Source organism: Bacillus sp. 1780r2a1 (assembly GCA_024134725.1).
GTDB classification, from domain to species: domain Bacteria; phylum Bacillota; class Bacilli; order Bacillales; family Bacillaceae_H; genus Priestia; species Priestia aryabhattai_A.
In genome coordinates this window covers 2,146,355-2,158,610 of sequence record CP099863.1, presented here as the reverse complement: position 1 = coordinate 2,158,610, position 12,256 = coordinate 2,146,355, and the positions used below count along the sequence as shown (strand labels likewise).

The 12,256-nt window shown below is 34.6% G+C and carries 14 protein-coding genes; 8 read left to right on the top strand and 6 right to left on the bottom strand.

Features of this window, described 5'->3' with window-relative positions; all coding sequences use genetic code 11:
• Positions 1–34: 34 nt before the first annotated feature.
• Entirely contained in the window at positions 35–856 is an 822-nt protein-coding gene (locus tag NIZ91_10835) for a manganese catalase family protein (GenBank protein USY57147.1), read from the bottom strand.
• Positions 857–1,079: 223 nt separating this feature from the next.
• Between NIZ91_10835 and NIZ91_10830 the strand changes: the two genes are divergently transcribed.
• The 4 genes from NIZ91_10830 to NIZ91_10815 all read left to right on the top strand — a co-directional run bounded on the left by NIZ91_10830 (position 1,080) and on the right by NIZ91_10815 (position 2,662).
• Positions 1,080–1,460, top strand: coding sequence for a DUF202 domain-containing protein (locus NIZ91_10830; GenBank protein ID USY53260.1), 381 nt, complete (start codon positions 1,080–1,082; stop codon positions 1,458–1,460).
• A 95-nt stretch (positions 1,461–1,555) separates the two neighbouring features.
• On the top strand, positions 1,556–1,966 hold the full coding sequence (locus NIZ91_10825) for a MarR family transcriptional regulator (GenBank protein ID USY53259.1): 411 nt from the start codon (positions 1,556–1,558) through the stop codon (positions 1,964–1,966).
• The gene (locus NIZ91_10820) at positions 1,950–2,294 is read left to right on the top strand and encodes a DUF3147 family protein (protein ID USY53258.1); all 345 of its coding nucleotides are present in this window, start codon (positions 1,950–1,952) and stop codon (positions 2,292–2,294) included. The genes NIZ91_10825 and NIZ91_10820 overlap by 17 nt, the downstream gene beginning before the upstream one ends.
• A gap of 209 nt (positions 2,295–2,503) precedes the next feature.
• Positions 2,504–2,662 (top strand): hypothetical protein, encoded by a 159-nt coding sequence (locus NIZ91_10815; protein USY53257.1) that lies wholly within the window; start codon positions 2,504–2,506, stop codon positions 2,660–2,662.
• A 112-nt stretch (positions 2,663–2,774) separates the two neighbouring features.
• Here the strand turns inward: NIZ91_10815 and NIZ91_10810 are convergent, their stop codons facing one another.
• From NIZ91_10810 to NIZ91_10800, 3 genes are all read right to left on the bottom strand, one after another.
• A complete protein-coding gene (locus NIZ91_10810) occupies positions 2,775–3,653 on the bottom strand; it encodes an SMI1/KNR4 family protein (protein USY53256.1) in 879 nt (292 codons plus the stop codon).
• A gap of 133 nt (positions 3,654–3,786) precedes the next feature.
• Positions 3,787–4,332 (bottom strand): GNAT family N-acetyltransferase, encoded by a 546-nt coding sequence (locus NIZ91_10805; GenBank protein USY53255.1) that lies wholly within the window; start codon positions 4,330–4,332, stop codon positions 3,787–3,789.
• Positions 4,304–4,699 carry a hypothetical protein gene (locus NIZ91_10800; GenBank protein ID USY53254.1) on the bottom strand — a complete coding sequence of 132 codons (396 nt, stop codon included), beginning with the start codon at positions 4,697–4,699 and terminating at the stop codon, positions 4,304–4,306. The genes NIZ91_10805 and NIZ91_10800 overlap by 29 nt, the downstream gene beginning before the upstream one ends.
• A 382-nt stretch (positions 4,700–5,081) precedes the next feature.
• Between NIZ91_10800 and NIZ91_10795 the strand changes: the two genes are divergently transcribed.
• The 4 genes from NIZ91_10795 (at position 5,082) to NIZ91_10780 (ending at position 8,386) form a co-directional block, all read left to right on the top strand.
• Entirely contained in the window at positions 5,082–6,584 is a 1,503-nt protein-coding gene (locus tag NIZ91_10795; protein ID USY53253.1) for a malate:quinone oxidoreductase, read from the top strand.
• A 233-nt stretch (positions 6,585–6,817) separates the two neighbouring features.
• On the top strand, positions 6,818–7,081 hold the full coding sequence (locus NIZ91_10790) for a hypothetical protein (GenBank protein ID USY53252.1): 264 nt from the start codon (positions 6,818–6,820) through the stop codon (positions 7,079–7,081).
• A 352-nt stretch (positions 7,082–7,433) separates the two neighbouring features.
• Positions 7,434–8,048, top strand: a complete 615-nt coding sequence (locus NIZ91_10785; GenBank protein ID USY53251.1) for a VTT domain-containing protein — start codon at positions 7,434–7,436, stop codon at positions 8,046–8,048.
• A 77-nt stretch (positions 8,049–8,125) separates the two neighbouring features.
• On the top strand, positions 8,126–8,386 hold the full coding sequence (locus NIZ91_10780; protein USY53250.1) for a hypothetical protein: 261 nt from the start codon (positions 8,126–8,128) through the stop codon (positions 8,384–8,386).
• 281 nt (positions 8,387–8,667) lie between these two features.
• On the opposite strand, the gene NIZ91_10775 is transcribed toward NIZ91_10780, so the two are convergent.
• Positions 8,668–10,302: a response regulator gene (locus NIZ91_10775; GenBank protein USY53249.1), complete on the bottom strand. Its 1,635-nt coding sequence runs from the start codon at positions 10,300–10,302 to the stop codon at positions 8,668–8,670.
• Positions 10,303–10,307: 5 nt separating this feature from the next.
• Entirely contained in the window at positions 10,308–12,008 is a 1,701-nt protein-coding gene (locus tag NIZ91_10770) for a histidine kinase (protein USY53248.1), read from the bottom strand.
• Positions 12,009–12,256 lie beyond the last annotated feature (248 nt).

Here is a 12,256-nt window from a genome sequence, read left to right as displayed (position 1 = left end):
AAAGAGGCTGGGGTTTGTCCCAGCCTCTTTTAATTTATTTTGTTTTCGGTGTTCCGTGAATATAACCAGGAGCTGGATTAAGCACTGGAGATTGACCAGTTGCTTTAGGATCTTCAACATAAGTGAACTCTCCTTGGCCATCAATGGAAGGTCCGCTTGCCCATCTGCCTTCTTTACTTTCTGTTCCTTTAGAAAAATCCAAGAATTGGTGAGATACTTCTTGCTTTTCATATTCTTTATTAAAGGTAGAAGGAACAACAAATCCTTCTTTTGCTTGCAGCTCTTCAATAGCTGCCGCCCATTGGTTTTGATGCATGGTATCTCGAGCGATTAAGAAAGAAAGCATATCTCTAACTCCCGGGTCGTCTGTCATTTCATAAAGACGAACGACCTGAAGTCTTCCTTGTGTTTCTGCGTTAAGATTTGCTCTAAAATCTGCTAATAAGTTTCCGCTAGAAATGGTATAGCGAGCAGTCCAAGGATAACCAGTGCTATCGTTCGGGCTCGCTCCTAAACCATTTACAATTGCATGCTGCGGGTTCATTCCATCCATAATACTCTTAATAACAGGGTCTTGAGCTGCTTGTTCTTGCTCTTCTACTGGTGCTTTGTCCAATAACTGTGCAATCATCGTTGCCAGCATTTCAACATGACCAATTTCTTCTGTGCCGATATCTAGAAGCATGTCTCTATACTTTTGTTCTCCTCGACAATTCCAACCTTGGAATAAGTATTGCATCATAACAGAAATTTCTCCGTACTGTCCACCTAATACTTCTTGGAGCTTTTTTGCATAAACGGGATCTGGTTGAGTAGGTTTTGCTTTATATTGAAGTTCTTTTATGTGGAAAAACATCATATCACTCCTTATCTGATAAGTACACTATGTTAAGATGTACAAACAAGTAATGAATATACATATTTTGTAGAAAAAGGAATAGATGAAATCTATACCTTGAATGAAACATAGTAATAATTTATCTGTTGACCAATATACCCTTATGGGTATAAAATGAATTTATTCCACACATCCAAGAAAAGCTAAAGCTACTAGGACAATCAAAAGGAGGAGGGATGAGATGAATAATCAAGATATAAAAGCTAAAGAAACAACGAAAGATTCAAAGTATATTCAGCAGCATCTCGCCAATGAGCGTACGTTTCTAGCTTGGATCCGAACGGCTATTTCAATTATTGGTGTAGGATTTTTAGTAACGAATCTACACTTTACAATGAGATCAACGTTATCACCACTAGGTAATCAACTGGCAACTTTAATTGGCCTAGTATCTGTAGCTGTAGGGATTGTTACAATCATTTTATCTGCAGCTGTATATGTTAAAAAAATTAAAGATATCAATAATCAAACATTTCGTCCTCCCGTCATCAGTATGATACTTCTTGGAGTATTTATTATTATCATTTCACTTATATTTGGTGCCTATTTCTTTATCATTTAAGAGCTTTCACATTGGAGTGAAGGTTCATTTTTTATTGTTTTATATCGTATTAACAGATATAATCTTATTATGCGATATAAAGGTGGGTATCAGACATGGAAAAGCTAAATGAACACTTCACGTCAATTTATTATTATTTACGACCTGAGCACGATGAAAAGATATCACATCAAAGCGTCCGCATTTTACAAACGCTTGAAAAAGAAGGAGCATTAACTGTGAGAAACATTGCAGAGAGATTTTCAATTTCTCATAATACAGCTTCTGAACACATCAAGAAGCTGGAGAAAAATAACTGGGTTTCTAAGACGAGGTCATCAATAGATCAGCGAGTTGTTACTATTCAGCTAACGAAAGAAGGAGAAGAAGTTATGCGTTTAAATACGCAGTTAGACAGTGGGAAGCTAGAGCATGTAATTAATCAACTCACTTCTGCTGAGCAAGAAAAGGTAATGCATGTGTTTCAACAACTAAGCGAGGTAGCTAAAGATGTATACGGCCGTTAAAATCTTAACTTCTGCGCTAATCATAGGACTTATCACCGAACTTGCTAGGAGGTTTCCTCTGTACGGTGGCATTCTAGCTGCGCTTCCGCTAGTCAGCTTGCTAAGCGTAGTTTGGTTAACTGTTCAAGGGCAATCATCCGCTCAGCTTCAGCAGTTTATATGGGGGGTTATTATTGGCTTGCCTGCGACTATCGTCATGCTTGTTGGTGTCTTCATCGCATTGAAGCATCAACTTCCGCTTATAGCTGCTTTAGCCATAGGTATCATGTGCTGGCTAGTATGTTTAAGTTTACAAAAGGGAATTGAACTACTTATCACAGTAAGATGATATGGTTCAATTGAATCATACTGTACAAGAGATACTTATGCTAAAATTGTAAAATGATAAATAATAAGCCAATCCTAGGAAGTTTCCCCATTTAAATAATGGTTGGAATTTTACTTCTTAGCATAACGTTTTTTTAAAATTACGGGTTTACTATTTGGTATCAGCGCAAAAAACGTTGAGTTAGACTGACGAAAAGCGGAGGAAAAAAGATGAAAGATATTATCGCAGAATTAGAGAGAATGAAAAAAGATATTTCGGAGCGATTCGATAGTTTAAAAACAGATATTGAGCAGGATTTGGGCGGAATTGATGAACAGATAGAGTCATTGGAGAAGCTGCAAATATCACCTGATAAACAAAGCGACTAACATATACATAATAAGTAAGCGAGTATAGTTGAAATTAAACACAAAAAGGATGCTATTTTTTAGCGTCCTTTTTGCGTTTTAATAGTACTTGCTTGTAAGAAAGTGAAGATGGTTATTCCTCATCTTCAAAAATAATCATCACGCCAACAATTTCTTTTAGGCGATTATATTTTACTTTTACTTCGTACATTCCGTCACCATAACCAGATGTTGAGACTGCGCCGTTTGAAACTGCTATTCCTTGCACACCTGAAGCGTCTATATCCTCTACGTAATTTACTTCATTACTGATCAACGATGCATAGTCAAAAATTCCAGCTTGAGCAGAGTCAACACCAATTAACTTGTCAAAAAGAGCCCATTTTCCAGCTGGCTTCTTTTCTCCGTGATATACCGTTAAATGTTTGACAACTTCTTCTGCTGTATATGATAGTGCAGCCGTCCATTTTCCGTTTTTTACATTGGTCAGCTTGATTTGAAGTTCCCGTTCTTCATTTGGCATATAATATGGATCAGAAACAATGAACTCTCCACTAGTTACTGTAAAGTTCCCAAGTACTTTGGGCTTCTTAGTATACGCTTTAGGCACATGCCAATCGATAAAAGTAAATAAATTTAATGATTTACAGTCCACTTTTGTTGTTTTAGCATACCAAACATAGATCTGTTCCTGCATAAATTTTTTCCTAACACGGTAACATAATTTATCTCCATCTGAGTTTTCACCAATACAAATCATATCGCTGGGTATGTGTTCAGGTCTTTTTACAGTGTTGTGTTTTACGATGTCAGATGAAACTGCTAGCTGTTCATCGCTTGGAAGAGAAAATAGCACCCAATTACCAAATATTGCGCCATTCGTTTCTAGAAAAAGCTCTTTATATTCATCTGGGAATAAAGCGCCTAATTCTTTTTCTATTCTTTTCAATTGGAGCTTTGACACTCCGGAAACCTTTGTGCTTGAATCAATCATATCAATTACTTTTTTCATTTGTCCTCCACTAATAGCTACCAATTGATAAGTTTTTATTTTAACTTTAATAAGCATTTATTTAGATAACTGTTAGAAAAATCCTTTATGTTGTGAGTAGGCTAGGCATAATTAATTTAATAGTAACTGTAATCTATAACAGCGAACCAGCAAATTCTCGGTCTAGTATACTCATGATAATGTCCGTTTCGTATACGCCGTTGATGAGCGCACCTTCACGCTCAACGCCCTCTTGCATAAAGCCGCACTTTTGATAGCACGCAATAGCACGTTTATTAAAAGCGAGTACGCGTAAATCAATGCGGTGCAGCTTCAGTTCGTGAAAAGCGTACTGTAAGATAAGGCGCGTAATTTCAGTGCCGAGACCTTGATTCCAAACGGACGGATCAAATAAGCCAATTGCGTAGCGGGCACGGTTGTCGCGTTCATTCATCACAAGTCTGGCTTGACCAACGAAGCGGCCGTTATATTCTACGCACCATTCAAGTTTGTTTTTACGAATAGCTTCGACAAATTTTAATGCACGCTCTCTTGTTTTGGGCTGAATATCGGATGAGGTACCGCCATACATACGGACAAGCTCTGGATGTGTTTCTATTTGAAGATAATCATCAACGTCACGATCAATGGGTTGACGAAGCATTACTTTGTCACCTTGGATAATAGGAGCACGATTCACTTACTTCACCCCATTTATGTAGAAGGTTTATTTTAACTTGTTCTTTCAAGTAGACATACTGTTGGGCATTTGTATCTTGAAAAGCTTCACTGCGACTTGAAGGAATATGCTGATACGGTATAGGTTGATCAAACTGCGAAGCGGTTAGGTCATGGTATTCATCATTAATCCGGTTGTAGAAGTGCCAACCTCCAGCAGCAGGTGTTTTTACAATATCTCCTCCAAGCAAGTCGTGGATTACTAAAGATGTGACCCCACACTGACCTTTGGCTGGGTTTTCTTTCGTCCATTTTGAGCTAGAGTGGAGCGACCATGCCCTTGTGAATACGCTAAATAGGGAGACGATATCAATATTTAATTCACTCATGCGAACCTCCAGTGTTAATATTTTCTATATTCTACCTGATTATGTAGAAGATTACTAGATAACGACAAAATTCAATGAACAAAATGCACAAAATGCACATAAAAGACGTTTTACTTCTTAAAATGTTTGGAAAAAGATGCTACAGTTGTAGTATGATATTATTATCAACACCCTATTTAAAAGTGATTTTGGTGTTTTAGATGCGAAATTTTTTTACTTTTTCATCACTTTTGAATAGTTTCTAATCATCATACAATTAGACTGTGATATAGTTATAGTAGTGGCAAAAAAGATAGGTTCCAACATCACGTCTCAGCATAGCTAATTAAAAAAGGGAACATCTACATCTTTTTTGAAAATTTAGGGGATGGGGAAGGTTATCATGAGCAACGTACAGACAAAAACAGACGTTATCTTAATAGGCGCCGGTATTATGAGCGCGACTTTAGGGTCGTTACTCAAAGAGCTGGCACCTGAGTGGAAAATTAAAGTATTTGAGTCACTGACAGACGCGGGAGAAGAAAGTTCAAACGAATGGAATAATGCAGGAACGGGGCACTCTGCATTATGTGAGCTGAACTACACATCTGAAAAAGCAGATGGATCTATCGATATTACGAAGGCAGTAAAGATTAACGAACAGTTTCAATTATCAAGGCAGTTCTGGTCTTACCTTGTAAACAGCAACTTAATTGGTAATCCTAAAGACTTTATCATGCCAATTCCGCATATGAGCCTGGTGCAAGGGGATCAAAATGTTTCCTTTCTGAAAAAGCGTTTTGAAGCGCTTTCAAAGAATCCGTTATTTAAAGGAATGGAGTTTTCAGATGACCCAAACAAGTTAAAAGAATGGGTCCCACTTATTATGAATGGTCGTAAGGTAACTGAACCAATTGCGGCAACTAAAATTGATGAAGGGACAGACGTCAATTTTGGTTCTTTAACGCGCATGCTATTTGACCATTTGAAAACCAAAAATGTAGAGCTTAACTATCGACACAGCGTGAAAAACATTAAACGTACAAGTGATGGACTTTGGGAGCTTAAAGTTCAAAACTTAAACACGGGCATAACTGAATACCATCAAGCTAAGTTTGTCTTTATTGGAGCTGGTGGAGGAAGCTTACCGCTTTTACAAAAAACAGGTATTCCTGAGTCAAAGCGTATCGGTGGATTCCCAGTAAGTGGACTCTTCATGGTCTGTAACAACCCGGAGGTTATCGAGCAGCATCATGGCAAAGTGTATGGAAAAGCAAAAGTGGGTGCACCACCAATGTCAGTACCTCACTTAGATACGCGCTATATTGGAAACAAAAAAGCGCTGCTGTTTGGACCATTTGCCGGGTTCTCACCGAAATTCTTAAAAACAGGTTCAAATTTAGATCTTATTGGCTCAGTGAAGCCAAACAATATTCTAACAATGCTTGCTGCTGGGGTTAAAGAAATGGCCCTTACAAAATACTTAATTCAACAAGTTATGCTGTCTAATGAAAAGCGTGTGGAAGAGCTGCGTGAATTTATTCCAGATGCAAAAGGAGAAGACTGGGATATTGTTGTAGCTGGTCAGCGCGTACAGGTTATTAAAGATACGGAAGCTGGCGGAAGAGGAACGCTGCAATTTGGTACAGAAGTTGTAAGTTCTTCAGACGGAACCGTAGCCGCACTTTTAGGTGCATCACCTGGAGCCTCAACTGCTGTTCACGTCATGCTTGAAGTGTTAGAAAAATGCTTCCCAGAGCAAATGAACGCTTGGGAGCGAAAAATCAAAGAAATGATTCCATCATACGGCATGTCGCTTTCTGACAATCCAGCGTTTTTTGAGAAGATTTACGCATCAACTTCACATACGCTTGGCTTGAGCGAGAAGGAATCAGTTTATAATTGAGAGAATACTATAGTTAGAAGAGAACCCATTGCCTTATGCAGGTAATGGGTTTTTTTATAAAGAAAAGCGATAAACTTTTCTTTTCGTGATTATTTATTGAGATAATAAGTCTTTTGGTTTATAATGGAATTAACTATTAAAAGATTGAATTTTCTGAAATATAAAAGTGGTTACAAAGTTAATCTCAACAATGAAAGCTTGAAAATAAACTAACATTTTGAGGAGGGGCTTTTATGGAATGGAAGTATTGGAAAGTCGTATTACGCTATGGTCATGTAGGAAAGCGCAAAGATGTGACGGTTGCACGCTATCTCGTAACGCCCTCTCATTATAATTTAGTCATGGTAATGGACATTGGAAAAGAAATGCCCGGGGTGAAAAGTGAGGGAGTTGTTCGATTAACAGAAGTCGGGTTAGAAGAATACCTGACTGGGAAACGAGAAGAAACGGAAAACTTTTATTTGCAGCAGCTTTTCAATTATGAGCTGAGAGCATAGGAGAAACGTTCATTAAGAAACACCGCTTAATTCATTTCTTCTACTACCTTCATCTTCTACTATTCAAGCTGAATTGTTAACTGTTCCACCACTAGCCTTCAACGAAAACGGTATTCATTGTGTTCTAACATAGAAACCAAAAGAGCTGAAAGATAGTAAAAGAGAGCTGATGGCTTATAGAAATAGCCAGCGGTTCTTTTTTGTATGTCCTTATATTGAAGTGCTAACTCCCTTAACAATTAAACGTTGACTAAGACCTAAGACGTAGTTGAAATTGATGCTGGGGCTGCTGTTTCAACATTGAATTCTTCTCTATACTTAGTACATACAAAACATAGTTGGAGAAGATCGTATGACTGAAATTATATTAAATTTTGTAGAAGAGTGGGGGATTTGGGGTGTACTCCTTTCTTTGTTTATTGAAGGAAGCGCGTTTCCCTTTATTGGAACATTCTTTATCGTAACGGTAGGCTTTATTTTAGATTTGTCCTGGTTTGAAATCGTTGTGATTTCTCTGTTAGGCAGCTTCTTATATGCCGTAGGTAGTTATCTTCCTTATTTTATTGGATACAAACTAGGAGATTCATTGGAGAACAGATTAAGCCCTGCGAAAAGGGAAGGGTTAAAAAAAGCGAAAGCTCATTTTAGCAAATATGGCATTTGGAGCGTCATGATTTCAAGCCCTCTTCATTTAGGGAATGTTGTTCCTTTCCTAGCGGGCGCTTCCAACATGAATCTTCGCTTGTATACATTACTAACCATGGCCGGAATTGCTCCGACAACCTTTCTGTTTTTAAGTATAGGTCATTTTTATGATGGCGATACGGAAACTGTAATTAAAATCATTACAGATTACCAATCCGTACTGCTTATTGGCTTTGTAATTATCACTGCTTTATATATCGGTTGGAAAACATATAAGTTACGTGGAGAACGAAAAGTAGCTGTAAATAAGATAAACGGTTAGAAAGCAAAAAGACCTCTATTAACCATCATCCACTTTCTGTTAAAATAGTAACTATATAGAAGGAAGGGTGGGTTGATATGACTGTAACTCGTATGTTTAATCCAGTTCTTGCTTTAATCATTTTTGGAGCGGGGATATGGATGGCAAGTATAATTCATCCGTTGTTTGGATTAATAGCAATCTTAGGAGGAGCACTATTAGGCTTCTCTAGCTTATCGCGAAGCGGAATCACACTAAAGAAAAACGCCAATGTTTTACTTTTTGCATCCTTCGTTTTTTTAGTAAGCTTATTTTCAATTGCTTACTTGGTTGCATCGGCGGTTATCTTTAATATCTAAAAAATCTAAAAAGGTTTAAGGAATCAAAATTTAATATGTCAATACTAGGTCGGACAAAATTTATAAGAGTTAACGGGAGTTATATATCTAACTCCCGTTAACTCTTACATGATTAAACTAATGAACATAATCATTCAGCTCTAGCTTTAATAGTTCAAATGATACAAAATTTGCTGCATTAGCGAATTCTGTTTTAAAGAGAGAAAGTAGGAGGAAATTCAAATTCTTAAGAGATGTCTGTGGCCCTATTTCTAAAATCTAATTTTGAACTAATGAAACAATTAGTATTTACTACTTGAATCGCTCATTCTGCGAAATTCAACAGGGGTATAACCAGTTTCTTTTTTAAATAGCTTTGTAAAATATGAATAATTTCCATAGCCTACTTTATCAGAAATGACATGAATGGGAAGATTTGTGTTTGTGAGCAAGTCTTTCGCAATATCGACTCGTTTTTTAATAATATAATTAATAAGTGAAATTCCAGTTTCTTTTTTAAAAAATCTCGCAATATAATCTGGGCTAAGGTAAACTATCTTCGCTAAGTTCGTTCTAGTAATATTCTCTGAATAGTTTTGATCAATATAATCACAAATTGTCTGGACAAAGGATTTTTGTGAGTTAGTAAATGCTATATAATCAAAAGATACATCAATTAAATACGAAATATATATTATTAAATCATCTATTGATCTAGCCGATTGTTTTAATAAAAAGTCACCAATCTCCCTTTGGAATAACTTATTTGCAAGAATTTCTTTTTTCTTTAAATGCGTATAAATTAACTGTTCAATATCTAGTCTAAAGCTAGATAACACATGATAATTTAACCCATTGTTATCAAATTGGTTTGTGAGATATTGATGGCATTTATTAATGAAACTTAATTTATTACTAGTTTCGAGGTAATAGTCTAATAATTGTAAATTTGGCTCGACATATTTTGGCACATCTTTTTTGTAAGTTTCAAAGAGCAAGACTTTATTTCTAAAATCTACAGTTTCTTTCCTCATAATTTGAAGTTCCTTTACAGCATATTGAATGTTACTTATAGGACCTATAACTCCGAGACTACATTGAACATCACAGTTTAATTTGTTATTAATGCTTTTAATTAATTGATTACAGGAAAAAATCAACTCAGCCGATGAAACTTGAGAAGTATAATCTAATAATTTGAAAATGGCGAGATACTCATCTTTATTTTTGTTTAATATCAGTAAACCATCTAAACGGAAGGAGTCATTGTTAAACGTTTCATTAATTATAGGCTTTAACTTATTTTGAAAATCACTTTCTGTATCTAATAGCGACTTAATTTCTCTATTATTAACTAATGTATATGGGAACAGATTAAGTAAGAGAGGCAAAAAATAATCATCCATTGAATAATCGATTTGTTTGATTTTTAGTTGCTCTTGAAGTGCTTCACTAGTCAAAGAATCATTGCTTTTTAAATAAGTGTGCCAAAAATGCTCTACTAGTTCTTCTTTGTTTTGTTGCCAGTAATGTCCAACCTTTATAGCATCTTCTTTCATTTGACTTAGTTTCACTTTATTTACTGCTTTTTTTATAATTAATTCAAGTTTATCGAATTCAATTGGTTTTAGATAATATTCAAAACTTTGAAGTTCAATTGCTTTTTGTGCGTAGTTAAAGTCAGCAAAGTTAGTTAAATAGATAGCTTGTACATTGAACCCCTCTGCTCTTATCCAAGCCAATAATTCTAGGCCACTACCTTGTGGCATTTCAATATCAGATATTAAGATATGGATTGGGTAATCATCAAATATCTTTTTCGCTTGGCGAATATTATAAGCAGTGTAAATTTGATAAATCCCTAAAGAATTCCAACTAATTTTGTGTTTTAAAGCTGACACGACAAATCGATCATCGTCAACAATCAATACATTCATACTATTCACTCCTCATAAATAAGGTAAGGTATAATTAGCTCAATTACAGCTCCACCATCAAAATGATTAGAAAATTCAATTGAAAATTCTCCACTATAAAGTAGCCCGAGTCTTTGAATAACATTGTTGATACCAATCTGTTTACCATTTTTATTAGTTAATGGAATATTATTCTTGAGCTTATCCAATATATCAGGAGGAAATCCGGGGCCATTGTCCTTTAAAGTCATTTTAATAAATTTTTTGTTATCTATGTAATCTATTCTTAAAGAAATTTTGATTTGTTCATCTAAAGAAACAGAATATTTCATCGTATTTTCAATAAATGTTTGCAACACTAAAGGCGGAACTTTCGTATTTTCAATCTCATTTTCAATAAAAATATCAAAAAGAAAAGCGTCTCCATGTACTAATTTTTGTATAGATAAGTAATCATCAATATGGTTTAATTCTTTTTCAAGTTTTACAAAGTTCTGGTTTGTTTGAAATAAGTACCTGAAATATTTGGATGTTGTTAATGCCATTTCTTTTATTTCTTTATACATTTCCATTTGAGCCATACTATAAATGGTCGTTAAACAATTCAAATAAAAGTGTGGCTTGATTTGTAATTTCATAAAGTCCATTTGAATTTGCTTCTTTTCAATTTCTTGTTCGTAAATATTTACTTTTAAATTTTTTATTTCATTTATTAAACCCCTGAATTGTACATTGGCTTGTTCAAGTTCCGTAATATTGCTACTCTCAAAATCAATCGATTCATTATTCTGATTGAGATCAGTTAGATTTTCAGAAAACTTTTGGATCGGCGATATTACTCTATTTCTTATATAGCGAAGTATCAAGAATAATATTAAACTGATAATAATTGTGGCAACTATAAGAGCAAATTGAGCAATAACAACTTTTTTAAATGCACTAAAATGATCAATAGATACATGTAAATTAAATGGTAAAGAAGTATTGTCTCCTTTAAATAATAGGGAACTATTAAATAAATTGTTTGATTTTTCCTTATTAAATACATTTATTTGATTTGAGCCAGACAAAAAGCCAAATTTACCATGTTCCATTATGATGGTTCCATTATGACCTAAGTCTATGTCTTTTAGAGGCAATAGAATATCATCTACAGATATTAATGAAATAAACATTCTATTTTCGTACTCTAATAAATGATATAGATAGTATTTATTGTTAATCCTTAGGGGAGTCCAAGTATTTAAATGTTCATAATTATTCAAAGTCGGTATTTTTGTTAAAAAGAATTCTTTTATTTTAAGGTATTCAGAATACTTCATTTCAATGGGAGAACTATTAAAAAAGTAGTTCTCTTTTTTTAATGCTAAAAAGAATTGATACTCTTTACCGGTAGAGTATTGAAAATCATTTATTCTTAACCTAAAATCACTGATACTTTTAGGTAATTCTGACATATCTTGAGCATTTTCAATATTCTTAATTAAGGGTTCGTGCTTTACAGTCCAAATCATAAAATGATCAATTGCATTTAGTTTTCTTAATGTGTCTTTTAAATAGAGATTAACGGTATTCGTAATATAATCAATACTCTGTTGCCTCGTAATAGAAATAGTGAAGAAACTAACAAAGATATTAATTATTAATATTGTATTTAAAATGATGAATAAAATTTTTGAATAATAATTCACAGAACGTGAAGAGTTTTTTCTGGTATACAATTTCAATTTATTCAGCTCCCGTACTTACCTTAATTTACATTATATAAAATAAAATTACATTTTCTAGCACAAAACCGTCAAGAAAGCGTTTAGATTGACGTAATAGGACTGAATAGTGCTAAATTCTTCAGTTTTCAGTTGATAAATAATCTATTTTTACCTGAATAGTATAAATGACTTAACGTCTTTCTACTATTTATCATTGTATGCGCTACCATATAATGAAGCTATCCAACAAAAGAGGGGGAAATAAC